This is a genomic window from Methylomonas sp. 11b (assembly GCF_000515215.1).
GTDB lineage: Bacteria > Pseudomonadota > Gammaproteobacteria > Methylococcales > Methylomonadaceae > Methylomonas.
Genome location: NZ_KI911557.1, coordinates 3,221,710 through 3,245,704, shown reverse-complemented (window position 1 = coordinate 3,245,704; position 23,995 = coordinate 3,221,710). Strand labels below are relative to the sequence as shown.

The window sequence follows — 23,995 nt, the reverse complement described above, 5'->3', positions numbered from 1 at the left end:
AATTTGCCGTTTCGCATGTCCTAGAGGATAGGGTATTTTTTAAATTCTTAACTTTGCGGATCATCATTATGGATGTCATAGCCAACATACCAACCGTTGCTCATGTGATTCAACAGGCAGTCGCTCCAGTGTTTCTGTTGACGGGTGTGGCCGGCATTCTCGGGGTGCTGACCAGCCGCCTGGGCCGAACTGTGGACCGGTTTCGCTTACTAGGCGAGCTAAAAGGCGTCGAAGCCGAAGCGCACCATGTCGAGATGCGGACGCTTGCGCGGCGAGCGCATTGGACTCATTGGTCCATTACCTTGTGTACCACTTGCGCCTTACTGGTTTGTATGTCCATCGTCGCTATGTTCGTAGGCGTGGAGTTTGCCATCGATTTGTCCGATGCGGTTTCCTTATTGTTTATCGCGGCGATGTTGGCGTTAATTGGCGGTTTGCTGTGTTTTCTAAGGGAAATCTCGCTGGCCACCGGCATTATCGTCTGGCGCAAGCGTTCCTAGCCTATCGATCGCCCCGATGTTGTTTGTCGCAAATAAGCGGCTAAGCCTTACCAATTGCCGTTTGGAGTTGCGGCGCTATTCATCCGACAAAGCAGATGAGCGGAATAAACACACGGCAAACACCAGCGTCCAGATGGAGAGCAAGCCGGTTGCCAAGTGTTCGAACAGACCGAGAGTTTGGATGGGATTGGCTTCCCAAGTCATCAGCAGCAGCAAAGTTGCCGCCAAAAGACCGCTGCCTATCGAGTAAACACTAAGAATGCTCAGCCAAGCATGGCGCCGGAACAGCATGCCGCAAGCCAGTGCCGCCAGAATAGCCGCGGAAAACCCGGTCATGGCAAATAGCCGATGTAATTCTTGACTGGACGACAAGCCATCACAGCCTGGGTCGCAGGCGAATACGCCGGCTCCAATACGCCCTATTCCGTCCAGACCGATCAGCGTGGCCAGCAGCGCCGCACGCCAACCTTCGCGCAGAGTTGCAGGGACCGCAGCGGCAAAACTCACATACAAAAAGCCGGCGAACCCGAAGCCAATGTAGCGCATCGGAACTTCCGTGACGCTGCCGCGTTCGCCCAACTCGCTGATGTACTGGTAGCTGTGGCTGAACTCCGGGCGCATGGTGCCGGCCAGACCAATCAGCGACAGCCAGATTACCGGAGCCGCGATGCCGCAGCTAATACCCAAACGGCTTAGATTCATTCGCAAATCTCGTAACTAAAAACAATAGTTTATCCCGCCCAGCTTCGCAGTGCGCAGCGCATTGACTAACCGCATCCGCAAGGTAGCCTTGAGGACACGGGGGGCTAGTGGTGCAAAACTCAGTCTGTTACGGCGCATACAAGAAGAAATCATTAGCACCCCCACCGCAAAATACCGATTTTGTTTGGATTCACGGGCTGACAGAGGCACAACATGCGTAATGTTTTGATTGTAGGAGCCAGTAGCGGAATTGGCGGCGCGCTGGCCGGTTTGGCTCAGCCACAATGTCAGGTGTATTCCTTGAGCCGCTCTGCTGTGGTGGCAAACGTATTCAGACATTTTAGTTGTGACGTGTTAAGCGACTCATTGCCCGTCATCGATGAACCCTTGCATGGTTTGGTCTATTGCCCCGGCAGCATCAACTTAAAACCGTTCGCCAGGATCAAGCCCGAGGAGTTCAGCGCGGATTTGGAATTGAACTTAATCGGCGCCGTGCGCTGTTTGCAGCACTACCAACGTAATCTGCAAGCGGCAGAGGGGGCTTCGGTCGTGCTGTTCAGCACCGTGGCAGTGCAAACCGGTTTTCCTTACCATGCCACGGTTTCTGCTTCCAAGGGAGCGATAGAAGGCCTGACCCGTGCCTTGGCGGCGGAATGGGCGCCGAAAATCCGAGTAAACGCAATTGCGCCGTCATTGACCGACACACCGTTGGCGGAAAGTTTGCTGCGCGAAGATAGCAAAAAACAGGCTGCTGCCGCGCGGCATCCGCTTAAGCGCTTGGGCGAAGCGAAGGATATTGCGCAGATGGCTTTGTTTTTATTATCCGAAAATGCCGCCTGGATTACCGGGCAAGTCATGCATGTCGATGGGGGAATCTCGGCTATCAAGACTTGATAGCCGCTGGAAAACTGATTTGCAGCGCCAGGCTGCACGGAGATTTGATGAATAGGCACTATCATACCGTGGTGATTGGCGGAGGCTGTCTCGGCGCGGCATGCGCTTTTTCGGTGCAACGCCGGCTGGGCAATAAAAGCGGTAAAGTCGCGATTATCGAAAAAAAAGTCCTGGGTGCCGGACTTAGCTCCCGGCATAGCGCCATCGTCCGGTCCGCCAACGCCTCGCCGATGGCGGCCAGGATGGCCAAAATGGCAACCCAATATTGGAAAAATCTCAAACCCCTCTGGGGTGTCAACATCCCCTACGAGCAATCGGGCGCTATCTGGATTGCGGAAAATGCCGCCGACAGCCGCGCTGAAAGTTGGACTGCGCTGGAGCACATGCTGCAACAGGAAGGCATAGACTTTGCGATGCTTGCCCATCGCGACGTGTTGGAACTGAGCCGCCAAGCCCTTAAAACCGTGCCGGACGAAATTTACTACTACGAACCGGACGTATTGCAGCTGGATTCGCCGCAGATCTTAAACGCCATGCAAACAGCGGCCAAAAAGACTCGCGTTGACGTGCTGGAGCATTGCGATGTGATCGATTTTGAACATGCCGGGCAAGGTATCACTGCCCTGCATACCAGTCAGGGCAAAATTTTTGCCGAACATGTGATCAATGCCGCCGGTGCGTGGAGCGCGGATTTATTTGCCGGTATCGGCTTGAACATCCCGGTGGCATTGGAACCCGTGTATGCAGCCAACTTTCTAGTAAGCGTCCATGACATTCCCGAGGGCATGCCCATCATTGCCGATTACGTGAATCAAGCCTATTTTCGTCGCTGGCGCGGCAGCATTTTACATATGCATCAACCTCGCAGCCGTAACGCCAAGGATATTGCCCGCTCATTTAGCCGAACCGCGATGAATCCGGAGGGCGCCAACGTCATTTACGACGCGCTGAGTTTCAATGTTACCCAGCAACAGCTGGATAATTATCTAGGCAAGGTAATTAATCGTTTCCCGAAAATCGGAAAACCGGTTTATGCCGGCGGCTATCATTCGTTTTTCGATATTACGCCTGATTTGAAATTTATCCTCGGTGCAGATACCCAGTTTACTAATTTGTACCACTGTTTGGGCGCCGGTCAGGCATTGAAATATGCGCCAATTTTCGGAGAGATAATTGCTGACTTAATTACTGAAGGCAGTGTGATTTCAAATGCCATTGATATTGAAGAGTTTTCCATAGACAGGTTTTCAAACAATGATTTATCCCGGTATTGGCAGGCCAATGCACTGACGCAAAACGGTTTGTAAGCCCTGGTTATTATTAATCGAGTATTTAATTGACTTGGGTATTATTTTGCTTATTATTTTTATTAAATTTTTTAATAGGCTGAAGGTGGATTTGTAAATATTCGACAAACATATTTTTCATGGAATAGTGAGTCTGCGTAAGCTGGTAACCAAATACTCTAGCTATCGAGTATTTTATTAGCGAGCCAAAAATATAGTTTTTAGCTAATAAATTATATTTAACATCAATATTAAAAAATGCAGGGAATTACTCATGAAAATATCAAATACTATTTACCGTTTTATCCGCATCTCGATTGCCATTGGCTCAATTGCTTTGTTTTTTAATCCATTGACCGTTCAAGCATCCGATCACGAATCGGAATGCTTTAACTCGGTGCAAGGCAAAATCCCTTGGAATGACGATAAAAATATGAATTGGGAGCCAAAAAACGTCAAGCAACTATGTGCGGGAACGACCAAGCCAGCCGAGCCGGGCGCTTGCTTTCTAAGTGTGCTCGACGGCCGGGTGAACTGGGGTAAAGGGATAACTTGGGATTGGCAAAACATAATCAACCTCTGTGCCGGCACCAATAACGCCAAAAACACAGTAGATTGCTTTCAAAATGCCACAGGAAAAGGTTTGGATTGGCGAGACGCGATATTATTTTGTCAACGTGCCGATAAGTAGCAACTAATCCTGACCTACTTATTATTGATATTCCGTTAACACTGAGCTTGGCGATCACTTCGACAGGCTTGTATGGTAAAGGTTAAGAGAATCGGGGAGACTTTGGTTGTCGGGATGGAGGGACATCGACAAGCATCTGCTAAGACAGACCTCACTGAGAAATCATCCCATCGCGTCTTCCAGAGTCGATGAAGAATCTAGCGGTTAGACCGCCGATTTGTGCACAAGCTTACTCGGCAGACGCACCACCCCGACTCTCTTATTTTTCAACAGGTGGAGGACGTATGACAAGCGAAATGTTGATCGGTATCGATGTAGCAAAAGATGAACTGGTGATAGATTCAGAGCAGGGTTTGTTGACGCTTGCCAATACGGCAGAGGCCATCGATGCCTGGCTGAAGACGTTACCGACCGGGAGTTATATTGGCCTGGAAGCCACCAGCGATTATCATCAACTCATGGCAGAGCAAGCGGTATTGATGGGCATGGTCGTCTATGTGCTGAACCCACGGGATATGCGCCATTATGCCCTGGGTTTGGGCAGACGGGGCAAGACGGATCGAGTGGACGCCCAAATGATCCGGCGATTTATCACCGCTGAACGGGGTCATTTACGTCCCTATCAACCTGCTTCGGCGATGCAGCACCAAGTGGCTTTACTGCAACGGCGCCGTGCGACGGTCGTCAAGCATCGTCAAGCCCTGCAAAAAGCCTTGCGAAGCGTGAAGGAACTTGAAGCGCCACTCATTGATACCGTGGCCGCCTTGGACGGATTGCTCAAGCATATCGATCAGCAACTGGATGACTTATTAACTTTGCAGCCTGCACTGAAAGCCGAGGCCCGACGTCTTGAGAGCATACCGGGTATTGGCCGGCAAACCTCAACACAGCTGGCTGTCTTGTTTGATCGGGTCCCGTTAAGCCGCAGCGATGCCGTAGTAGCCTTTGTCGGGCTGGATCCCCGAGCCTGTGACTCAGGCCAAAAGCGGGGCCGCCGACGCGTATCCAAACGGGGACCGGGTGAACTGAGACGGCTGTTATACAACTGCGCCCAGGCAGCCGCCAAAACGGCTGTGTGGAAACCCTATTACCAAGAGTTAAGAGCCAGAGAGTTCTCGGCAACTCAGGCGCTAGTGATTATCGCCAGAAAATTATTACGCATCGCATTCTCGCTTTGGCAACAAGCCGATGCCCGATTTGACGCTCAGAAAATTGCTTGCCTCAACAATGCAGCTTGACGAAAACCATAGAATCTCAGTATTGATGGGACGTCTGCTAAAGTCAGCAATCACTGGAACCGCATGGGGTTCTAAATCAGACCAATGCCACAACACGACTATCCAACGTTTGAATTCACAGGACTGCGCGGCTTTTTGCGCAAGTCCGGCGAAATAATGGGTTGGGCTTTTCACCAGAACTTCCACCACGGAGAGCGGTAACGTTTATAGCGAACGAGCGGAACTGACTCAGGTTCAAGCAGCGAGGCATCGATATAGCCCTCAAGCTGATAGCCGAACTGATCCTTCAAAGTTGCCTCCCCAAGATCTAGGGGGTGAAACGGGAGTGGATAAGCAGCCGCTTCGTCGTCATCAACAGCTGGATGATTCCCTGACCAGAACGGTTCTTCAAAAGGCAGGCGCTGCCCAATGTCTTCCATGATGCCGCTGTCTGGAGCGAGGCTCAGGGAGCGCACTAGCTTTCCATTTGCCCATGTCGCATACGCAAACCAATCAACGACGCTGTGCATAGCGTGAAGCGTGGCTATTCCGTTCTCACCTGCATCGATGAACCGCTGAGGTAATTTCGATGGGTAGTCGATACCAAACTCTTTGGCCGCGACGACCGATACCCCCGGAAAGCAGCCTATATGCACCTCATCATCCGGCGGACAGGTATAGGACAGATCACCATCGCCGATTTGTTCCAGTTTTTCGCCGGGGAATAGAGTACTGGCAAGTTTCTGGGTTGCCTCCCAGTCCAAAGTAGGCTTGGCAGCGAGTGCCTCACGCGCATTGGCGTTTGCCAGTACGAGCATCCAAGTTTTCGCGCCCATAGATCAGTTCCTGTAGGTTAAAGAGGCCCAAGTTAGAGGTAACCGACCACGCCGGTTAAATGCCATGTTATGCGAACTTTTCGGCGAGCTGCGGATAGAGCTCATAGACGTTGTCTTCATCCCATGCTTGACCAGATGGCTCATCGGGATGGGGACTTTCCCGACTGATGGCTGAACCCACGGCGGCCTTGACACCATCTGTTACGGCATACTGATATCCCTCGTAGAACCAGGCATCTTCGTCAAAGTCTTCTGTTGCCAATGAATCCGGATCGGCGAGTGCGCGCGCAAACGCAGTGCGACCGCGAGAAATAAGCGAAGCTCGAAAATCAGAAAAGGTGTCGTCGCCGCAACCACCGTTAATCACATATGACGCGCCCCATAATGGCCAGGAATAGGCACGATCCATCATTGCACGGAAATGAGCCGAAAACGCTCTCGCATCATCTTTGGGTAGATTGGAGAGCGCTGTGCGAATCAACTCGCACTTCTCGTCCATATCGCCGTTAGATTGCTCGTGCGCCGAGTCGATGATCGTCCAGAATTTCATTTCATCCATAAGCACCTCCTTGAGTGCGCATAATGTGAAGTTTTGGTGCCTGCGCGGATTTTTGCGCAGGTCGCCTCGAATGCAATGTTAGGCCAACTACTGTAACTACTCATGGCTTATAACCTAAAGATGGCGGGCCTTCTGGATATTGAGGCAGGTTATCCGTGATTTTTAGCCACGGTTGCTTTGAAGCTACCCAAAAGTGCATGTCAGGTTTGAACAGTGACGGCTCGTCGAGGCTACCGGCTGTTAAGCCGATGACTCCGGCAGAAACACGCCGCGAGAAAATGCTTGAACCGCAATACGAACAAAAGCCGCGCTCAAGAGTTTCTGAAGAGTGAAAGGTGCTGATTGGGCCAGAGAGCGCAACATGTTCGATGCGCATGAGTACGCGAGCATTGAAAGCAGCGCCGATAACTTTTTGACAAGCCCTACAGTGGCATACCCTCTGGTTCAAAGGATCAGCGGTCGTTTCATAGCGCACGGCACCACATAGACAGCCACCACGGAATAAAGTCATTCAGCAAGCCCCTTTCTGCAACAGTTTAACGTTTGAATTGATTGGACAGCGCGCCTTTATTGCGCAGTTCGGTGGAGTGCATGGTTGGGCGTTCACCTTCCAATTTCACAGCAATGGGTTTTACAAATTCGCTCACGGCACTGACAAACTCCTCTGCCCGATCTTGCATGATGAAGTGTCCGCTATGTTTGATAATGATATGCCGTGAATTGCTGGACAAGCGGGCTAGGTCGTCCTGCTCAGTCTGTTGAATTCTGGCGAGCGCTTTTTCAGTTTCGATATTTTTACCCGATTTCTCTGCTTCGCGCTCGACCAAGCTCTGGTCTACCAAGTTTCCGGCAGTCAGTACCAATAAGGGCAGATTTCCCAAATCGGTTGGAGGAGGTGTGGTTGGACTTAGCCCTAGGCGCATGACGGCAATTTCATTGACAACCGCACGCGCGGTATCACTGCGGTTTTGTACAGCTGTTTTCGCTGCCAGCACTTCCGCCGGTAGCGGGGAAGGTATGCGGTCGGCGTCAGCAAGCCCTATCAGCCTTACTAGGCCGACGCGCGACAACGGCTCGGCAATTGCAATCTGCATAGCTTGTTTCCAATAGTCCCATACGGCATACGGATACTGGTGCATAGGGCTTTGCTCATGAGTCGAATCGACAAGGACGATACCCCGCGTCTCCGCAGGAAACTGACGATAGAAGGCACGGACATATATGCCTCCTCGGGAATGTCCGACTAATACATAAGGCGGAGAAATACCCGCATTGTTCAGCAGCGTATGTAGATTCTTGGCGACATCTTCGACATGGATAGGAGCATTTATTAGATCGCTCCAGCCAAGCCCTGGACGGTCATAGGAACAAACTCGCATGCTCTGAGCAAGCTTGGATTGAACTGGATGCCAACTCAAAGAGTTTTCGCCAAGACCCGCTTCGAGAGTCAGCGTTGGAAAACCGGAGCCCATGCAGAATAGGTGAAGGTTTACGCCGTTTACTGAAATCATGCGCCCGGGAGGTGGGAATGCGGCCAGGTCTGCTGTAGTCCTTTGGAATTGATAAACGGCTCCTGCCAGCATGGCAAAGCATACGATGGCAAACCCGAAGATTAAGAAGCGAAAACGCTGCAAGAAAGCGAAATCCATGACGCCCAACTTAGAGGTAACCAGGCACGGCACGGAAAACTGAAAAACAAAACCGCATATAACCGCGCTCCGGTTGAGCGCCACGTTGGGTATTTTTTCTGCATCATGATGTTTTCCTTTGAAAGCCATAGACTAGGCCTAGGCATGTATAAAATAACCAAAATGCGCCAGGAAGCGGAACTATAGTTATTGAAGGCTCAGGCAATCCTACAATATCCGATAACCAGTAACGAACAGAATTTCCGCCACGAAAACTAAAGCTCAAGTAAGACTCTCCGTTGTCCACAGCTGTTTGCAAAAGTATTGAGGTGTCAATGGATAGAAATCCTCCATAAACATCAGTAAAGACGTGAAAAAGTGTCCCCATATTCCATTCGTCAGTACTGACGACCCCATCGCCAGCAAAGGAATATATCTTAAATATACCTGGTTCTGGATCGAGACTTTCTATAGGGATACTGAGTGACGAACTCGGTAATATTCCAGTTAATCCACTAATATCAAAATGAACTAACGTACGATCTTCTGTACCAAGTTTTACAGCGTCAAAACCCAGAAGTAAAACGTTCGCACCACCGTCAAAGCTTCGTAGTCCCGTCATATCAGTTGGCGTAATCGTCGCTGCTTCTATTTTCATCGTTGCCGAGAAAAAAAGAATGGTAGCTATTGCAATAATGTTTTTGGGGTTCATGACTAATCTCCTATGTCTAGTCCTGATAAGACCTAACGTGGCGCTAACCGGCCTGCGCGGCTTTTCGCGCGGGTCCGGTTGAGCGCAGTGTTAGACGCTTGGCGACAACACGAACCATACCTGCAAGCCCAGGCTCGATGCGGACCGTAAACCCTTTGGCTTGAAGTTTCGAGGATACCCACTCCGGCGAAAGCCTGAGTTTTCGATAGGAGCTGACGCTTAGTTGCCAGATAGAACCACTGCGCTCGTGAAGCACATCGTGAACGGTAACGTAGTCGGGAGAGTACTCAAGAAAGCAAGTCAGGATGCGATCATTGTCACTTTTTACGGGGATAAAGCGTCCATCCCCAACTAGGGCTGAGGTGTAGTCTCGAAAGGTGGTAATGAACATGCCGTCTGGGTGTAACGACTCTGCGACAAGAGAAAACAATTGCTCGACGGACTGCGTATCTGACAGATGAGTCAACGTGTCGCCCATGCATAGGATGAGGTGCGCCTTCGCGTTCAAGTACTTTTGAAAGGCCAGCAAATCGTCCTCCACCGTTTGAATGGGCAGCGACTCGATGTGGTCTTGTAGTACTTCAAGAAGCTTTGGGGAGCTGTCTATAGCGACCACCGAATAGCCGCAACGAGCCAACGGAATGGAGTGCATACCGAAGCCCGCTCCTAGATCAATAGCAGTAAAAGGGGCGCGTTCCTCGAATTAGACCAAGTGCGTGCCAAAATTCGTTTGAGGCTCTAAAGCATTCGCACAGAAAAGGCCTTACGCGGACTGGATTAAACGATTTATTTTGTATTTTGGCAAGCAACATCCGCGCGACCTGGGTGCTAGAGAAATTGAGCAGTTTTTGACGCATGTCTACTGTCTCCCAAGTTCCAGTTTGGTAATCCAGTGCTTGGGTATAGCCCACGAAATCAGAGAATCAACATTATCGTCCTTAGCCTGAGATAATAACCTTCTTGTTATTCACTTAGCTGTTGTCGTGTCCCCCAAACTCAACCCCCAACAACTCGCCGCCGTTAAAATTATCGATAGACCGCTACTGGTGCTGGCCGGCGCTGGCAGCGGCAAGACGCGGGTGATTACCGAGAAGATTGCGTATCTGGTGCAGCAAGGCACTGCCGCGCGGCATATTGCGGCGGTGACTTTTACCAACAAGGCGGCGCGGGAAATGAAGAGCCGGGTTGGCCGTTTGTTGGATGACAAGCAGGGGCGTGGGCTAAGAGTCTCGACTTTCCATTCCCTGGGTTTGGATATTTTGCGCGCCGAGCACAAGGCTCTGGGTTATAAGGCCGCGATTACCTTGTTCGACGAGCAGGACCGGTTGACTTTGCTGCGTAATCTAATCAGTCACGGTGTCGGCGGTTGCGATATTGATAACGTCGAGCAGTACAACTGGCAAATCGGCCAGTGGAAAAATGCCTTCATCACCCCGCTACAAGCCTTGAGTCAATCCGACGCCAACAGCCTGCCGACGGCGCTGCTTTACGAAGCATTTACCCGTAGTTTAAAGGCTTATAACGCCACCGATTTCGACGATCTGATTTTGTTGCCAGTGCTGCTGTTCCAACAACATCCGGATGTGCTGGAGAAGTGGCAAAACAAAATTCGCTATTTACTGGTGGACGAATACCAGGACACCAATATCACTCAGTATCAACTGGTCAAGCTATTGGCTGGTAATCTCGGCCGCTTTACGGTGGTCGGCGACGATGACCAATCGATCTACGCCTGGCGCGGTGCGCAACCGGAGAACCTTGGACAACTGCAAAAAGATTACAGCCGCTTGCAGGTAATCAAGCTGGAACAAAACTACCGTTCCGCCGGGCGGATTTTGAAGGTGGCCAACCAATTGATCGCCAACAACCCGCACGCCTTCGAGAAAAAACTCTGGAGCGAACTGGGTTATGGCGACCCGTTGCGAGTGCTTAGTCACAAGAACGACGTGGCCGAGGCTAAGCAAGTTACTGCCGAAATTGTGCATCATCGCTTCAAGACCGGCGGCAGCTATGGCGATTACGCGATTCTGTATCGCGGCAATCACCAGTCGCGTTTGTTCGAGAAGGAATTGCGCGAGAACAATGTGCCCTATTTCATCAGCGGCAGCGCCTCGTTTTTTTCCTATGCGGAAATCAAGGACGTACTGGCGTATTTGCGCTTGCTGGTTAATCGCGACGACGATGCGGCCTTCTTGCGGGTGATCAACACGCCGCGCAGGGAGATTGGGCCGACCACGCTGGAAAAGCTCGGCGCCTACGCCAACGAGCGGCATATCAGTTTGTTTGCGGCCTGCAACGAGTTGGGCCTACAACAGCGGCTGCCGGAAAAATCGGTACAACGTTTGAGCAAATTTTGCGATTGGTTGAAAGAGACGGCGATTAAGGTTGAGCGCGAGGATACCTTTGTAGTGATCAACAAGATGATCGACGAGATCAACTACTCGGCCTGGTTGCAAGAAAACAGCAAAACCCCGGCAGCGGCGGAACGCAAACTGAAAAATGTTTACGAGTTGATCGAATGGCTGCAACGTCTCGCCACTAAAGACCAAGGCGCTCAGCAGTCGCTGGCGGATGTGATTGCCAAGGTGATGTTGCTGGATATTTTGGATCGCAATCAGGAAGACGAAGCCGGCGATCAGGTGAGCTTGATGACCTTGCATGCTGCCAAGGGCTTGGAGTTTCCGCATGTGTTTTTGATTGGCATGGAAGAAAACCTGCTGCCGCATCAGAACAGCATCGAAACCGAGAATATCGAAGAAGAGCGGCGTTTGGCCTATGTGGGCATCACTCGCGCCCAACAGACTTTAACCTTTAGTTATTGTACGCATCGCAAGCGTTACGGCGACATGGCCGAGTGCGAACCCAGCCGGTTTTTAAACGAACTGCCGGAAGAGGATCTGGAATGGGCCAACAAAAAGCAGTTGCCGCCGGAAGAGATTAAGCAGCGCGGCAAGGCTAGTCTTGCCGCACTGAAGACGATGTTGAATTGAGCCTATTGCAGGACTACGAAAAACCCCTCGCCGCCGCGTTGCAGATTGACCAGCAATGGCGCATTGGGATTGACCACCTGCTTGATTTCATCCAAATTTCTGACCCGGTAACGGTTGGCGGTGACGATGATGTCGCCGGGCCGCAAACCGGTTTTCCAGGCTTTGGAATTCTGTTCGACTTTTTCGATCATTACGCCTTCCACCTGATCCTTGGGGGTTACGCCGAGCACGGCTCCGCTTAGAGTCGGATGCAGTTTATTGCCGTCCAGCTCCGGCCGTTTCGGCTTGCCGATAGTGGCTTGTAGCGACTTGCGTTCTTCGCCGCGCATGATCTCCAGGTTGGCGGTGTCGCCGATCTGCAGCAAACCCACCGCATTACGAATTTGGGCGCTGCCACCTTTGACGTCCTGACCGTTGATTGCCAGGATAATATCGCCCGGCTCTAACCCTGCTTTTTCCGCAGGCGATCCCGCCTCTACCCGGCTTACGACCGCACCGTGTTGGCTTTTCAGGGCAAAGGCTTTTACCAGTTCCGGCGTCAAATCTTGCGTGGTTACACCCAACAAACCGCGGCGCACTTCGCCGTGCTGCACCAGCGACTCCATCAGCCGAGTCGCCATATTCGAGGGAATCGCGAAACCGATGCCGACGTTGCCGCCGGTGGGCGCCAGGATTGCCGTGTTCATGCCGACAAATTCGCCGCGTAAATTCACCAAGGCGCCGCCGGAGTTGCCGGGGTTGATCGAGGCATCGGTCTGAATAAAGTCTTCGTAGCCTTCAATCCCCAGCCCGGAACGACCCAGGGCGCTGACGATACCGGAGGTAACGGTTTGGCCGAGGCCGAACGGGTTACCTATGGCGACCACGAAGTCGCCGACTTTAAGCTGGCTGGAGTCGGCGATTTTCAAGGCGCTCAGGTTATCGGCGGGGATTTGAATCACCGCGACGTCGGCTTCCGGATCGGTACCCAATAGTTTGGCGTTAAGCTGCCGGCCGTCGCTGAGGGTGACGGTGATTTTATCGGCTTTATCGATCACATGATTATTGGTCAACACATAACCTTGATCCTTATCGATGATCACGCCCGAGCCCAGGCTGTTTTTTTGCTGTTGCCGCTGGTTTTTGGGGATATTGAAAAAACGCCGAAGCGCCGGATCGATCATCAATGGATTTTCCTGTACCCGCACATTGGTCGAGGTGGAAATGTTAACGACGGCGGGCATGCTTTGCTCCAGCATCGGTGCCAGGGAGGGTAATGGCGCGCCGTCGACTTGTCCGGGTAATTCTGCGCCGGCTCGCCAGCTGCTCAGGCCAAACAAGATAATCAGGAATAGTTTGTTCATGTTCGTCATGGTTTTTGCATTCCAGGCAGTTAAGTTGCCAGCATGGACACGCTGGGTGGCTAAATGTTTCACTGAGAGTTTACTTAATAATCGACTATCATAGATTAAGTTTTCTTGTTGGTTTCCCTTCACTTTTTATTCGCGACGAGTACGTGGCTGTCGACATCCATTCCGCTGAGGGCCGTGTCATTCGGCAATTAATTCCGCTATCCACCTTGCCCTTCAGTAAGTTTGAGGCGCTGTGCGCACAAATCAAGATAGAGGATGCGGAAGAGGGTCAATTTTTGTTCAAATGCGGGGATGAACGTAACGATCTGGTTTACTTGATCGACGGTAGCGTGACCTTGCAGACCGATCTGTTAAAGATAGAAACGATCAAGTCGGATAGTCCTTCGGCGCGCTTCGCGCTGGCGCATCAAATCCCCAGAAAAGTGCATGCGGTTGCGAGTACCCGAATTCGTTTTTTGCGATTGAATGCTGATATGATGAAATCGGTTCAAGATGTCCCGTATGAAGAAGCAGAGAGTTTTATGGTAGTTGAAGAGGTGGAGGACAATGACGACTGGATGACGACCTTGTTGAAGTCGCCGGTATTTCGGGCGTTGCCTCCGGCTAATTTGCAAAAAATTTTGATGGGTATGCAGGAAGTGCGCGTGGATGCCGGCACCGTGATTGTCAACCAAGGTGAGCCGGGCGATTTTTACTACATCATCAAAAGAGGGCAATGCTTGGTGAGCAGGAAGCCGGCACCGAATGCCAAAGAGATCAAGTTGGCGCAACTCAGCGATCAGGATACTTTTGGCGAGGACGCGCTGATTTCAGGTGAGCCTCGTAATGTTTCAGTCAGTGCTTTGACCGATGTGTGTTTGTTGCGTTTGGGTAAGGAACAGTTTCTAACCTTAATCAAGCAGCCAACGCTTAAATATATCAGCTATAAAGATGCCCAGGATTTAGTCGCCAAGGGCGCCGATTTGATCGATGTGCGCGAGCCCGACGAATATAAGCCCAAGCATTTGCCGTACAGCATCAATCTGCCGTTTTTTTCCTTGCGCATGCAGTTAAAAACCTTGAATCGTCAGCATCCCATCGTCGTGGTTTGTCAGAACGGCAAGATTAGCGAAACGGCGGCTTTCATCCTGATGCGGCATAAATTCAATGCGCTGATTTTAAGCGGCGGTATCGACAGCATTAACCCGGATGAGCTGAAAGCGCCTTCGTCATTTCCGATCGACGACGGTATTGAGACTAGTAATTTTAGAGGAGCCGGTGGCGAAGGCGAGACGAATCACTCGTTCACCGAGCAATCCTCAATACAAGACGACATGGAGCGTTTACGGCGCTTTCTGCAACAGCTTAAAACCAAATACAATATTTTGGAAGCAGAGAAAAAGGCTTTGGAGATGAAATATTTGGCACTTGCCAAATTTACGGAATCGCTAAAAGCCGAGCTGGAAGCGATGAAGAAGGCCGGTGGCGGTGGCTAGTCGGAAAAAACCTTGCTACTAGCCCGCCAACGCCTGAAAGCGGATCAATAAAACGCTGTTTATTTGATTTTAGCTTCTTTGTACATCACATGCTTGCGAACCACGGGATCAAATTTTTTGATCTCCATTTTTTCAGGCATGGTTTTTTTGTTTTTGGTGGTGGTGTAGAAATGGCCGGTGCCTTCGCTAGATACCAATTTGATTTTGTCACGCATGTTCAGTCTCCTTAAAATTGTTCGCCGCGTTTACGCATATCGGCCAGAACAGCATCGATGCCGTTTTTGTCGATGATACGCATACCTTTGGAAGATACTCTCAAACGAACCCAACGGTTTTCGCTTTCAACCCAGAATCTGTGGTGGTGCAGATTAGGCGTAAAACGTCTTTTGGTTCTGTTCATGGCGTGTGAAACGTTGTGCCCTGTTACTGGGCGTTTACCTGTTACTTGGCATACTCTGGACATGACTACCTCAATGCGAGCTTTTAATTCAAAATAGCCGCGCTTTATAACAAAAAAACTTTTGTTGGTAAACAACAGCCTGCAAAATAAATTTGATAAAATCGGTTTTATTTCCCCTTGCTTCGGAATTTACAGGACTTTAATGACTATTAAACTCGGCGTGGTCATGGACCCCATCGGCCAAATCAATATTAAAAAGGACACCAGTTTCGCGATGCTGCTGGAAGCCCAGGCGCGCGGATGGGAACTGCATTACATGGAACTTTCCGACCTGTATATGCGCAACGGCGATGCGTACGCTCGCACCCGCCTGCTGGAAGTCGAGCGCGACGAAAAACAATGGCATCGGTTTCTCGGCGAAAAGCAAATCGCCTTGTCCGAATTGGACGCGATTATCATGCGTAAGGATCCGCCCTTCAACCAGGAATATATTTACGCCACGTATATGCTGGAACAGGCCGAGCGGCACGGCGTTTATGTCGTCAACAAACCGCAATCGCTGCGCGACGCCAACGAAAAAATGTTCACCGCCTGGTTTCCGCAATGCTGCACCGACACCTTGGTAGCCCGAGACCCTCAAAAAATCCGCGACTTCTTAAAAGAGCACCAGGAAATCATCCTGAAGCCCTTGGACGGCATGGGTGGCGCTTCGATCTTTTACGTCAAAGAACACGACCCCAATCTCAGCGTGATTCTGGAAACCATGACCCAGCACGGCAACAGTTACATCATGGCGCAAAAATATTTACCCGCTGTAAAAGATGGCGACAAGCGGATCCTGGTGGTCAATGGCGAACCGGTGCCGTATTGTCTGGCGCGGATTCCCGCCAGCGGCGAAAGCCGTGGCAATCTGGCTGCCGGCGGTCGTGGCGAAGGCCGGCCTTTGAGTGATCGTGATCGCTGGATTGCCGAACAAGTGGGGCCGACCTTACGCGAAAAAGGCCTGATATTTGTCGGCTTGGATGTCATCGGCGATTATCTGACTGAAGTGAATGTCACCAGCCCGACCTGCGTACAGGAGCTGGATAAACAGTTCGGTATCAATATTAGCGCGCAACTAATGGATCACATCGCCGCCCAATGCCAGGCCTGATATGCACGCGCCGGAATTGACTCCCACGCCGCTCTCGCAAGGCGATTCGCTACTGACGGCTTTGTTTGTGGCGGCGGTGCTGCATGTGATCGTGTTATTGGGGGTTAATTTCACCGCACCGCAACCGCCCAAGATTAACCGTTCCATTGAAATCACCGTGGCTCATGCGCCGGTGAAAAAGGCGCCCAAGGATGCGAAACATCTGGCGGCAGAACATCAAATAGGTGCTGGCGAGGAAACTCATAAACCGGAGCCGCCGCAGCAAAAAATAGCCACGCAGGAACAAACGATCAGCCCGCCGGTAAAGAAAATCATGCCGCATCCGGCGGTTCCGCAAGTCAAGCCGGTCGCCGAAAAACTGCTTACTCAAGCAAAAGCCCCGGTTAAGGTGGTGACGGAGCCCGAGCAACCGGTAGAATTACCGGAAGCTGTTGAAGTTCAGGAATCCGCCCCCAAATTATCGCCTGAAGCGCTTCAGCAACAAATCGCTCAACTCGGCGAGCGCATCAGAAATACCCAGCAAAGCGCGCAAGATACTAAGATTAAATTCGTCAACTCGATTAGCACGCATAAGTATCTGGCGGCGCAATATGTCAAGGATTGGGAGGACAAGGTTGAGCGCACCGGCAATCTGAATTATCCTGAGGCCGCGCGCAAAAAAGGCGTTTCGCAATCCTTGACCATGGACGTGGGGATCAATGCCGACGGCAGCATTTACAGCATGCGAATCGTCCGGTCTTCGGGCAATTCAGCACTGGATGACGCCGCGAAACGGATTGTGAAAATGAGTGCGCCCTTTGCCGCTTTACCCGATGATTTGTTGAGAGAAGTGAACGTTTTGGTGATTACCAGGGTCTGGAAATTCTCAGACGAAACCGGCATGACTGCCCGCTAGCCCATACAGCACTCCAATGACAGACGTTACTTATTTAAATAACCAGTTTTTGATTGCGATGCCCGGCTTGGCCGACCCGCATTTTTTCCACACGGTGACTTATCTGTGCCAGCACAACGAAGAAGGTGCGCTCGGCATCGTCATCAACCGGCCGACCGGCATGAAACTACGCGATATTTTCGAGCAAATGGGGATTAAGACCGAGCTGGAAAATGTGTTGGAAACCCCGGTATTCGCCGGCGGCCCGGTACAACAGGAACGCGGCTTCGTGATTCACGATGCCTGCGACCAGCGCTGGGATTCCAGCATCAGCACGGCCGAGAATATTACCCTCACCAGTTCCCGCGACATTCTCGAGGCTATCGCCGAAGGCAAAGGTCCCAACCATTATTTGATCGCGTTAGGTTACGCCGGCTGGGGTAGCGGCCAACTAGAGAAAGAAATGGTCGAAAACGCCTGGCTGAACACGCCGTGCGGTGAAGAGATACTCTACGAAACGCCGATCAGCCAGCGCTGGAATGCGGCGGCGGGACAATTGGGTATCGATATTAACCGTCTGACCACGCCGGCAGGTCATGGTTAAGGTCGATCCGCTGGCGGCAAAATTCAGCAGTGACGCGTATTTAGGGTTTGATTTCGGCAATAAAAAAATCGGCGTTGCAGTGGGTCATGCCGGCGCCGGTATTGCCAGTCCGCTGCAAACCATACAGTCGCTTAATCAGGTTCCGGACTGGCATAAAATCGGTCTGTTGATCGCCGAATGGCGGCCCATAGGCCTGGTGGTCGGCATTTCCCGGCAACAAGACGGCTCGGATAATATTATTACTCCGCGCATGCAAAAGTTCTGCCGCCAGCTGAATGGTCGTTACAATCTGCCGGTGCATCAAATCGATGAAACGCTAACCACGTTCGCAGCCAAACAAATGCTGTTCGACGACCTAAAGGTTAGCGCTGCTAAACTGTGGTCCGTGCAAGATCAACTGGCCGCTCAGATAATTCTGCAAAGCTGGTTTGATCAGTAAAAAGACGAAAACGGTTTTACGGCCAAACAGCCTTTTATCCTGTCGCTTTTGGCTATTTCCCGAATTTTATAACAATAACAAGATTCCCCCTGTAACCGCCATGCCCATCACCACTCTGAACATCGATATCCTGCTCGACACTCTGGAAGCCGCGATTCGCCGGCAAATTAGCGAGCGTAAGCTAAATAACCCTTTGTTGATCGGTATCCATAGCGGTGGAGCCTGGATTGCACGCCATATGCATCAACGCTTGGGTATGAGTGAACCCTTGGGCATGCTGGACATCACGTTTTATCGCGATGATTTTTCGCAAATCGGCATGCATCCCAAGGTCAAGACCAGCCAATTGCCGCCGCATCTGGAAGGCCGCGACATCATTCTGATCGACGATGTGTTTTACACCGGCCGCACCATCCGCGCCGCGCTAAACGAGATTTTCGATTACGGCCGCCCCAATCAAGTGGTGCTGGCGGTATTGATCGAGCGTAACGGCCGGCAGATTCCGTTGCAACCTGACTGTTACGGTATCCGCATCGATCTGGCCGGCGATCAACGTATCAAACTGACCGGCCCCGACCCATTGGGTATCGAGATTCAATCCCCGCAAGTGGTGGCGGCATGACCCGACATATTCAGCTTACCGAACAGGGTAAGCTCAAGCATTTTCTCACTATCGAAGGACTGGATAAGGAGCTGCTGACCGAAATCCTGGATACCGCCGAATCGTTTGCCGGCATGTCAGAACATCAAGTCAAAAAAGTACCCTTGCTGCGCGGCAAGACCATCGTCAACCTGTTTTTCGAAAACAGCACCCGCACCCGTACCACCTTCGAACTAGCCGCCACCCGGCTGTCGGCAGACGTGCTGAGCATGAATATCGCCACCTCCGCCACCTCCAAGGGCGAAAGCCTGCTGGATACCATTCATAACCTGGAAGCGATGCATGTCGATATGTTTGTGGTCCGCCATGCCATCAGTGGCGCTGCGCATTTCATCGCCCAACACACCGCGCCGCACATCAGCGTGATCAATGCCGGCGACGGCCAGCATGCGCATCCCACCCAGGCGATGCTGGATATGTTCACGATCCGGCAACATAAGAAACAATTCGAGGGTCTGAAAGTGGCTATCGTCGGCGACATTCTGCATTCGCGGGTAGCGCGCTCGCAGATTCTGGCTTTAAACACCTTAGGTGTTGCGGAAGTGCGGGTGATTGCGCCAAAGACCTTGCTGCCGGCACAAGTCAAAACCATGGGCGTAATACCCATGCATGATATGGACGAAGGGTTGGATGATGTGGATGTGGTGATCATGCTGCGTTTGCAAAAAGAGCGCATGAACTCGGCGTTTTTGCCCAGCGAAAGTGAGTTCTTCCGCTGCTTTGGTTTGACAGAAGCCAAGCTTAAACGCGCCAAAGCCGATGCCATTGTCATGCATCCCGGCCCCATCAACCGGGGCGTGGAAATTGCCTCCAGCGTCGCCGACGGCCCGCAATCAGTAATCTTGCAGCAAGTCAGTAATGGCGTGGCAGTCCGCATGGCGATCATGTCGATGGCGATGCACAGTCAGGGAGGTGCGGCATGACAAAATTACAGGATAGTAATTTTGCACCGCCAACGGCGGCCCGTAAGGGTGACGCACACGGAGGTGTGGCATGAGTAAAATACTGATTAAAAACGGCCATGTCGTCGATCCGGCCAATAACATCGACGCCATCGGCTCGGTCTGCATCGCCGACGGCAAGATCATCTCGGTATTGGAGCAAGCCGCCGATTTCACGCCCGAGCAAATAATCGACGCCAGCGGTCAGATCGTTTGCCCCGGCTTCGTCGACCTGAGCGTGCGCTTGCGCGAACCCGGTCATACCCAAAAAGGCAGTATCCTCAGCGAAACCCGTGCGGCTCTGAGCGCCGGCGTTACCTCGCTATGCCTGCCGCCCGATACCAAGCCTTGCATCGATAGTCCGGCGGTAGTCGAGTTTATCAAGGACAAGGCAGAAAAGGCCGACTACCCGCAAATCCACAGCATAGGCGCATTGACACAGCGCTTGGCCGGCAGTGAACTGAGCGCGATGTTTGCGTTGAAGCAGGCCGGCTGTATCGCCGTCAGCAATGCCAGCGAACCGCTCGGCAATCTGTTGATATTGCGGCGGGCGATGGAATATGCCGCCACTCACGACTTATTGTTGATGTATCGCGCTAATGAACCCGCCTTATCCGGCAAGGGCTGTGCCCACGAAGGCGCGGTAGCCAGCCGTTACGGTTTGCCCGGCATTCCGGAAGCCGCCGAATCCATTGCCTTGGCCCAATGCCTGGAGTTGGCGGAATTGACCGGTTGCCGCGTGCATATCAGTCAGATTAGCTGCAAGCATTCGGTGATCAAGTTACAGCAGGCCAAGAAATACGGTCTGAACGTCACGGCCGATGTGGCGATTCATCAGTTGCATTTAACCGAAGACCACATTACTCCGTTCGACAGCAATTATCACGTGATACCGCCGCTACGTAGCGCCATCGACCGTCAATATTTGCGCGAAGGTCTGGTCAACGGCACTATCGATGCGATTTGCTCCGATCACCAACCGCACGATCTGGATGCCAAACTCGGCGCATTCCCGGAAACCGAAGCGGGCGCTGCCGCACTGGAAACCTTGTTGCCGTTGACGCTGGCGTTAACCCAGCAACATCGCATCGGTTTGTCGCAAGCCATCGCCAACCTGACCTGCAAGCCGGCACAAATTTTGGGTCTGGCAACCGGTGCATTAACGCCGGGCTATGCGGCCGATGTGTGTATTTTCGATCCGCAAGCCAGCTGGCAGGTTAACCACAACAACTGGCTTAGCGCCGGTTGCAATACGCCGTATTGGCAACAGACCTTGAGCGGACGCGTGACCCAGACCTTGCTGGCCGGTAAGCCGGTGTATCGCTTGGCAGAGTTGCCGTGACTAGATTATTTCGTCCCATTGTAAGTAGCACAGCGTGCTCAGTAAGGAATAAATCATGAGTTGTATCAAAAACCGCCGCGCCGACGGCTCGATGTCCTCCAGTATCATCGACGACCTGAAAGGTGATCAATCCTGGCGCATTTTTCGCATCATCAGCGAATTTACCGAAGGCTTCGACGAACTGTCCGGTTTGTGCGACGCGATTTCGATTTTCGGTTCCGCCCGGTTGCCACCCGAGCATTTTTATTATCAAAAAACCGTGGAATTGGCGGAAATGCTCAGCAAGGAAGGCTTTGCCGTCATCAGCGGCGGTGGCCCTGGCGTGATGGAGGCCGCCAACAAAGGCGCCATCCTGCACGATCAACCGTCCATAGGCTTGAACATCGAATTACCGATGGAGCAAACGCCCAACCCGTACCAAAATATTTCGCTTAATTTTCGCTATTTTTTCGTGCGTAAAGTGATGTTCGTGCGATATTCGATTGGTTACGTCTGCATGCCGGGCGGCTTTGGCACGCTGGACGAGTTCTTCGAAGCGTTGACCTTGATGCAAACCCACAAGATCTATCCGATTCCGTTGGTATTGTTCGGCACCGATTTTTGGAGCGGCCTGATGGATTGGATGAAAGCCAAGATGATGGAATACGGCACCATTTCCGAGGAAGATTTGGCGCTGATCACCGTCACCGACGATCCGCAAAAAGTGGTCGATATCATGGTTGCGCATCGCGAGTGGAAAGATTTGCAGCGCAAAAATTAAGCGCAGCGCAACTTTCAGGACTCAACTCGGTCACATTTTTGTTAAACATAAGGATTTTTCATACACATGACTGCGACAAGTCTTAGCCCCAGCCAAGCCGCCTTACAAAATCTCAAAACCCACATCAATACTCAGATCATCGGCCAGGAAGTACTGGTCGAAAGAATGCTCATTGCCCTGCTGGCCGATGGTCATTTGTTGGTGGAAGGTGCGCCGGGTTTGGCGAAAACCCGCGCGATCAATGTACTTAGCCAAGGGATAGAAGCCGATTTCCATCGGGTGCAGTTTACCCCTGACCTGTTGCCGGCCGATTTGACCGGCACCGAAATATACCGGCCGCAGCAAGGCAGTTTCGAATTTCAGAAAGGCCCGCTATTTCATAATCTGATTCTGGCTGATGAGATCAACCGTGCGCCGGCCAAGGTGCAGGCCGCCTTGCTGGAAGCGATGGCGGAACGGCAGATTACGGTCGGCAAAGCCACGTATCCATTGCCGCCCTTGTTCATGGTTATGGCCACGCAAAATCCTATTGAGCAGGAAGGCACTTACCCCCTGCCGGAAGCGCAACTGGATAGATTTTTGCTGCATGTGAAAATCGATTATCCCAATGCCGAACACGAGCAAGCCATCTTGCATCTGGCTCGCGCCGAAGCCAAGGGCGCCTTGCAAAACCAGGGCGGCGCACAACCAAAAGTCAGCCAGCAAGCTTTATTCGCGGCGCGCGGCGAAGTGCTGGAGTTATATCTGGCCGACAGTTTGGAGCAGTATCTGCTGCAAATCGTGCTGGCGACCCGTAATCCCGGGGTTTATGGCCAGGATTTGGCTGGCTGGATTCAGTACGGCGCCAGCCCGCGCGCCAGCATCGCCCTGGACCGCTGCGCTCGCGCCAAAGCCTGGTTGCAACAGCGCGATTTTGTCGATCCGGGCGACATTCAAGATATGGCTTACGACGTGTTGCGCCATCGCCTAATTTTGTCTTACGAAGCGGAAGCGGAAGGCATTAGCAGCGATTATGTGATCAAAGAACTGATAGCCAGAATTGCCGTACCCTAAATGACTAAATCGCCAGCGACCGACAACCCCCGGGTTACGGTCACTCTCAAAGCCTTGGTGGATCTGGCCAAACCGGCCGGCATGCTCAGCCTAGGACACGCCAATATCCGCGCCGCGCAAAGCGGTAATTATCTGTCGCATCTGAAAGGGCGCGGCATGGCTTTCGACGAAACGCGGCTCTATCAACCGGGCGATGATGTGCGGCGTATCGACTGGCGCGTGACGGCCCGCACCGATAAGCCCCACAGCAAAATTTTCAAGGAAGAACGCGAGCGCCCAATGTTCATCGCGGTGGATTACCGCGCAACCATGGCATTTGCCACGCGCGGCGTGTTCAAGTCCGTGCAGGCAGCCCGCTTGGCCGGTTTGCTGGCTTGGGCGGCATTGAAGCAAGGCGACCGGATTGGCGGACAGATTTTCAGCGATGACGGTTGCCAGGAATTGAAACCGCAAACCGGCAAACCGGCGCTGTTAAGATTTTTGAATACTCTGGTCAATCCGGACTATAACGGCGCAGCCGTGGTCAATCTGGCGCAACCTTTAGCCAGATTGCTGCATCATGCCCGACCTGGCAGTCGGGTCTATATCCTCAGCGATTTTCGCGGGATGAATGGCGCGGCCGAAAATCATTTGGCTAATCTGGCCCGACATTACGAAGTAGTGTTAGTGCACATCGCCGATCCGCTGGAGAGCAGTTTGCCGACCCAAGGCCGCTACCGCTTTACCGACGGCTGGCGCGAAGTGCTGTTCGATAGCGGTGACAAACAGCGTCTACAAGCCTATCGGCAACGTTTTCAGGATCGGCAGGAGTATCTGCAAAAGCTGGCCAATAAACTGCGTCTGACCTTGATACCCTGCACGACCCAGCAAGCGCCTTTGGACGCATTGAACGGCACCCGCGCGCATCCGGCGGCCTAAAAAGTTCT

The 23,995-nt window shown here is 52.1% G+C and carries 28 protein-coding genes; 18 read left to right on the top strand and 10 right to left on the bottom strand.

The genetic code is table 11. The annotated features are described in order from the left end of the window. The first annotated feature begins 68 nt into the window (after positions 1 to 68). The gene (locus METH11B_RS0115625; protein ID WP_036277648.1) at positions 69 to 500 is read left to right on the top strand and encodes a DUF2721 domain-containing protein; all 432 of its coding nucleotides are present in this window, start codon (positions 69 to 71) and stop codon (positions 498 to 500) included. A 75-nt stretch (positions 501 to 575) separates the two neighbouring features. On the opposite strand, the gene METH11B_RS0115620 is transcribed toward METH11B_RS0115625, so the two are convergent. Next, complete coding sequence (locus METH11B_RS0115620) at positions 576 to 1,202, bottom strand: DUF998 domain-containing protein (protein ID WP_026602818.1); 627 nt, start codon at positions 1,200 to 1,202, stop codon at positions 576 to 578. Between the two features lie 213 nt (positions 1,203 to 1,415). Between METH11B_RS0115620 and METH11B_RS0115615 the strand changes: the two genes are divergently transcribed. The 4 genes from METH11B_RS0115615 (at position 1,416) to METH11B_RS0115595 (ending at position 5,311) form a co-directional block, all read left to right on the top strand. Beyond that, on the top strand, positions 1,416 to 2,096 hold the full coding sequence (locus METH11B_RS0115615) for an SDR family NAD(P)-dependent oxidoreductase (protein ID WP_026602817.1): 681 nt from the start codon (positions 1,416 to 1,418) through the stop codon (positions 2,094 to 2,096). 47 nt (positions 2,097 to 2,143) lie between these two features. After that, positions 2,144 to 3,403, top strand: coding sequence for an NAD(P)/FAD-dependent oxidoreductase (locus METH11B_RS0115610; RefSeq protein ID WP_026602816.1), 1,260 nt, complete (start codon positions 2,144 to 2,146; stop codon positions 3,401 to 3,403). A 253-nt stretch (positions 3,404 to 3,656) separates the two neighbouring features. Continuing rightward, the gene (locus METH11B_RS0115600; RefSeq protein WP_026602815.1) at positions 3,657 to 4,073 is read left to right on the top strand and encodes a hypothetical protein; all 417 of its coding nucleotides are present in this window, start codon (positions 3,657 to 3,659) and stop codon (positions 4,071 to 4,073) included. A 284-nt stretch (positions 4,074 to 4,357) separates the two neighbouring features. Continuing rightward, positions 4,358 to 5,311 carry an IS110 family transposase gene (locus METH11B_RS0115595; RefSeq protein ID WP_026602226.1) on the top strand — a complete coding sequence of 318 codons (954 nt, stop codon included), beginning with the start codon at positions 4,358 to 4,360 and terminating at the stop codon, positions 5,309 to 5,311. A 170-nt stretch (positions 5,312 to 5,481) separates the two neighbouring features. On the opposite strand, the gene METH11B_RS0115590 is transcribed toward METH11B_RS0115595, so the two are convergent. The 6 genes from METH11B_RS0115590 to METH11B_RS0115570 form a co-directional block, all read right to left on the bottom strand. Further along, complete coding sequence (locus tag METH11B_RS0115590; RefSeq protein ID WP_026602814.1) at positions 5,482 to 6,126, bottom strand: DUF6928 family protein; 645 nt, start codon at positions 6,124 to 6,126, stop codon at positions 5,482 to 5,484. A gap of 67 nt (positions 6,127 to 6,193) precedes the next feature. Beyond that, a complete protein-coding gene (locus METH11B_RS0115585; protein WP_026602813.1) occupies positions 6,194 to 6,685 on the bottom strand; it encodes a DUF4240 domain-containing protein in 492 nt (163 codons plus the stop codon). A gap of 100 nt (positions 6,686 to 6,785) precedes the next feature. Continuing rightward, complete coding sequence (locus METH11B_RS28650; protein WP_081733818.1) at positions 6,786 to 7,196, bottom strand: GFA family protein; 411 nt, start codon at positions 7,194 to 7,196, stop codon at positions 6,786 to 6,788. Positions 7,197 to 7,221: 25 nt separating this feature from the next. Beyond that, complete coding sequence (locus METH11B_RS27905) at positions 7,222 to 8,463, bottom strand: alpha/beta fold hydrolase (protein WP_026602812.1); 1,242 nt, start codon at positions 8,461 to 8,463, stop codon at positions 7,222 to 7,224. Then, complete coding sequence (locus METH11B_RS0115575; RefSeq protein WP_026602811.1) at positions 8,438 to 9,025, bottom strand: hypothetical protein; 588 nt, start codon at positions 9,023 to 9,025, stop codon at positions 8,438 to 8,440. The genes METH11B_RS27905 and METH11B_RS0115575 overlap by 26 nt, the downstream gene beginning before the upstream one ends. Positions 9,026 to 9,068: 43 nt before the next feature. After that, positions 9,069 to 9,701 carry a class I SAM-dependent methyltransferase gene (locus METH11B_RS0115570; protein ID WP_269319501.1) on the bottom strand — a complete coding sequence of 211 codons (633 nt, stop codon included), beginning with the start codon at positions 9,699 to 9,701 and terminating at the stop codon, positions 9,069 to 9,071. A gap of 115 nt (positions 9,702 to 9,816) precedes the next feature. On the opposite strand from METH11B_RS0115570, the gene METH11B_RS30050 reads away from it, so the two are divergent. Both METH11B_RS30050 and rep read left to right on the top strand, forming a co-directional pair. Continuing rightward, a complete protein-coding gene (locus tag METH11B_RS30050; protein WP_313733074.1) occupies positions 9,817 to 9,972 on the top strand; it encodes a hypothetical protein in 156 nt (51 codons plus the stop codon). Between the two features lie 36 nt (positions 9,973 to 10,008). Continuing rightward, on the top strand, positions 10,009 to 12,015 hold the full coding sequence (rep, locus tag METH11B_RS0115565; RefSeq protein ID WP_026602809.1) for a DNA helicase Rep: 2,007 nt from the start codon (positions 10,009 to 10,011) through the stop codon (positions 12,013 to 12,015). 2 nt (positions 12,016 to 12,017) lie between these two features. Here the strand turns inward: rep and METH11B_RS0115560 are convergent, their stop codons facing one another. Then, positions 12,018 to 13,358 (bottom strand): DegQ family serine endoprotease, encoded by a 1,341-nt coding sequence (locus tag METH11B_RS0115560; RefSeq protein WP_020483970.1) that lies wholly within the window; start codon positions 13,356 to 13,358, stop codon positions 12,018 to 12,020. A 152-nt stretch (positions 13,359 to 13,510) separates the two neighbouring features. Here METH11B_RS0115560 and METH11B_RS0115555 point away from each other — a divergent pair, with 152 nt between their 5' ends. Further along, positions 13,511 to 14,842 (top strand): cyclic nucleotide-binding domain-containing protein, encoded by a 1,332-nt coding sequence (locus tag METH11B_RS0115555; RefSeq protein WP_026602808.1) that lies wholly within the window; start codon positions 13,511 to 13,513, stop codon positions 14,840 to 14,842. Between the two features lie 59 nt (positions 14,843 to 14,901). Here METH11B_RS0115555 and rpmG read toward each other — a convergent pair whose 3' ends face one another. Together rpmG and rpmB are read right to left on the bottom strand one after the other, a co-directional pair. Then, complete coding sequence (gene rpmG / locus METH11B_RS0115550; protein ID WP_013816853.1) at positions 14,902 to 15,057, bottom strand: 50S ribosomal protein L33; 156 nt, start codon at positions 15,055 to 15,057, stop codon at positions 14,902 to 14,904. An 11-nt stretch (positions 15,058 to 15,068) separates the two neighbouring features. Further along, entirely contained in the window at positions 15,069 to 15,305 is a 237-nt protein-coding gene (rpmB, locus tag METH11B_RS26875; protein WP_026147067.1) for a 50S ribosomal protein L28, read from the bottom strand. Positions 15,306 to 15,444: 139 nt separating this feature from the next. On the opposite strand from rpmB, the gene gshB reads away from it, so the two are divergent. The 10 genes from gshB (at position 15,445) to METH11B_RS0115495 (ending at position 23,987) form a co-directional block, all read left to right on the top strand. Beyond that, positions 15,445 to 16,395, top strand: a complete 951-nt coding sequence (gene gshB / locus METH11B_RS0115540; RefSeq protein WP_036276050.1) for a glutathione synthase — start codon at positions 15,445 to 15,447, stop codon at positions 16,393 to 16,395. Position 16,396: 1 nt separating this feature from the next. After that, positions 16,397 to 17,290, top strand: coding sequence for an energy transducer TonB (locus METH11B_RS0115535; RefSeq protein WP_026602806.1), 894 nt, complete (start codon positions 16,397 to 16,399; stop codon positions 17,288 to 17,290). A 16-nt stretch (positions 17,291 to 17,306) separates the two neighbouring features. Then, positions 17,307 to 17,873 (top strand): YqgE/AlgH family protein, encoded by a 567-nt coding sequence (locus METH11B_RS0115530; protein WP_026602805.1) that lies wholly within the window; start codon positions 17,307 to 17,309, stop codon positions 17,871 to 17,873. After that, positions 17,866 to 18,312 carry a Holliday junction resolvase RuvX gene (ruvX, locus tag METH11B_RS0115525; RefSeq protein ID WP_026602804.1) on the top strand — a complete coding sequence of 149 codons (447 nt, stop codon included), beginning with the start codon at positions 17,866 to 17,868 and terminating at the stop codon, positions 18,310 to 18,312. The genes METH11B_RS0115530 and ruvX overlap by 8 nt, the downstream gene beginning before the upstream one ends. 100 nt (positions 18,313 to 18,412) lie before the next feature. Beyond that, entirely contained in the window at positions 18,413 to 18,934 is a 522-nt protein-coding gene (gene pyrR, locus METH11B_RS0115520) for a bifunctional pyr operon transcriptional regulator/uracil phosphoribosyltransferase PyrR (RefSeq protein WP_036277634.1), read from the top strand. Next, a complete protein-coding gene (locus METH11B_RS0115515) occupies positions 18,931 to 19,896 on the top strand; it encodes an aspartate carbamoyltransferase catalytic subunit (protein ID WP_026602802.1) in 966 nt (321 codons plus the stop codon). Before pyrR ends, METH11B_RS0115515 begins: the two co-directional genes overlap by 4 nt. Before the next feature lie 70 nt (positions 19,897 to 19,966). After that, entirely contained in the window at positions 19,967 to 21,256 is a 1,290-nt protein-coding gene (locus METH11B_RS0115510) for a dihydroorotase (RefSeq protein ID WP_026602801.1), read from the top strand. 55 nt (positions 21,257 to 21,311) lie between these two features. After that, positions 21,312 to 22,016: a TIGR00730 family Rossman fold protein gene (locus tag METH11B_RS0115505; protein WP_020483980.1), complete on the top strand. Its 705-nt coding sequence runs from the start codon at positions 21,312 to 21,314 to the stop codon at positions 22,014 to 22,016. A 66-nt stretch (positions 22,017 to 22,082) separates the two neighbouring features. Beyond that, positions 22,083 to 23,069, top strand: coding sequence for an AAA family ATPase (locus tag METH11B_RS0115500; RefSeq protein WP_026602800.1), 987 nt, complete (start codon positions 22,083 to 22,085; stop codon positions 23,067 to 23,069). Beyond that, on the top strand, positions 23,070 to 23,987 hold the full coding sequence (locus METH11B_RS0115495) for a DUF58 domain-containing protein (RefSeq protein ID WP_026602799.1): 918 nt from the start codon (positions 23,070 to 23,072) through the stop codon (positions 23,985 to 23,987). It abuts the gene before it with no gap. Positions 23,988 to 23,995 lie beyond the last annotated feature (8 nt).

Excerpts from the sequence above, each read along its gene's own strand:
- METH11B_RS0115530 (WP_026602805.1), top strand. The coding sequence starts at position 17,307 with ATGACAGACGTTACTTATTTAAATAACCAGTTTTTGATTGCGATGCCC.
- pyrR (WP_036277634.1), top strand. The coding sequence starts at position 18,413 with ATGCCCATCACCACTCTGAACATCGATATCCTGCTCGACACTCTGGAA.
- rpmG (WP_013816853.1), bottom strand. The coding sequence starts at position 15,057 with ATGCGTGACAAAATCAAATTGGTATCTAGCGAAGGCACCGGCCATTTC.
- METH11B_RS27905 (WP_026602812.1), bottom strand. The coding sequence starts at position 8,463 with ATGGCTTTCAAAGGAAAACATCATGATGCAGAAAAAATACCCAACGTG.
- rpmB (WP_026147067.1), bottom strand. The coding sequence starts at position 15,305 with ATGTCCAGAGTATGCCAAGTAACAGGTAAACGCCCAGTAACAGGGCAC.
- ruvX (WP_026602804.1), top strand. The coding sequence starts at position 17,866 with ATGGTTAAGGTCGATCCGCTGGCGGCAAAATTCAGCAGTGACGCGTAT.
- METH11B_RS0115590 (WP_026602814.1), bottom strand. The coding sequence starts at position 6,126 with ATGGGCGCGAAAACTTGGATGCTCGTACTGGCAAACGCCAATGCGCGT.
- METH11B_RS0115620 (WP_026602818.1), bottom strand. The coding sequence starts at position 1,202 with ATGAATCTAAGCCGTTTGGGTATTAGCTGCGGCATCGCGGCTCCGGTA.
- METH11B_RS0115495 (WP_026602799.1), top strand. The coding sequence starts at position 23,070 with ATGACTAAATCGCCAGCGACCGACAACCCCCGGGTTACGGTCACTCTC.
- METH11B_RS0115600 (WP_026602815.1), top strand. The coding sequence starts at position 3,657 with ATGAAAATATCAAATACTATTTACCGTTTTATCCGCATCTCGATTGCC.
- METH11B_RS0115595 (WP_026602226.1), top strand. The coding sequence starts at position 4,358 with ATGACAAGCGAAATGTTGATCGGTATCGATGTAGCAAAAGATGAACTG.
- METH11B_RS0115535 (WP_026602806.1), top strand. The coding sequence starts at position 16,397 with ATGCACGCGCCGGAATTGACTCCCACGCCGCTCTCGCAAGGCGATTCG.
- METH11B_RS0115625 (WP_036277648.1), top strand. The coding sequence starts at position 69 with ATGGATGTCATAGCCAACATACCAACCGTTGCTCATGTGATTCAACAG.
- METH11B_RS0115515 (WP_026602802.1), top strand. The coding sequence starts at position 18,931 with ATGACCCGACATATTCAGCTTACCGAACAGGGTAAGCTCAAGCATTTT.
- METH11B_RS0115575 (WP_026602811.1), bottom strand. The coding sequence starts at position 9,025 with ATGAACCCCAAAAACATTATTGCAATAGCTACCATTCTTTTTTTCTCG.
- METH11B_RS0115560 (WP_020483970.1), bottom strand. The coding sequence starts at position 13,358 with ATGAACAAACTATTCCTGATTATCTTGTTTGGCCTGAGCAGCTGGCGA.
- METH11B_RS0115610 (WP_026602816.1), top strand. The coding sequence starts at position 2,144 with ATGAATAGGCACTATCATACCGTGGTGATTGGCGGAGGCTGTCTCGGC.
- METH11B_RS28650 (WP_081733818.1), bottom strand. The coding sequence starts at position 7,196 with ATGACTTTATTCCGTGGTGGCTGTCTATGTGGTGCCGTGCGCTATGAA.
- METH11B_RS0115510 (WP_026602801.1), top strand. The coding sequence starts at position 19,967 with ATGAGTAAAATACTGATTAAAAACGGCCATGTCGTCGATCCGGCCAAT.
- METH11B_RS0115585 (WP_026602813.1), bottom strand. The coding sequence starts at position 6,685 with ATGGATGAAATGAAATTCTGGACGATCATCGACTCGGCGCACGAGCAA.
- METH11B_RS0115505 (WP_020483980.1), top strand. The coding sequence starts at position 21,312 with ATGAGTTGTATCAAAAACCGCCGCGCCGACGGCTCGATGTCCTCCAGT.
- METH11B_RS0115500 (WP_026602800.1), top strand. The coding sequence starts at position 22,083 with ATGACTGCGACAAGTCTTAGCCCCAGCCAAGCCGCCTTACAAAATCTC.
- METH11B_RS0115615 (WP_026602817.1), top strand. The coding sequence starts at position 1,416 with ATGCGTAATGTTTTGATTGTAGGAGCCAGTAGCGGAATTGGCGGCGCG.
- gshB (WP_036276050.1), top strand. The coding sequence starts at position 15,445 with ATGACTATTAAACTCGGCGTGGTCATGGACCCCATCGGCCAAATCAAT.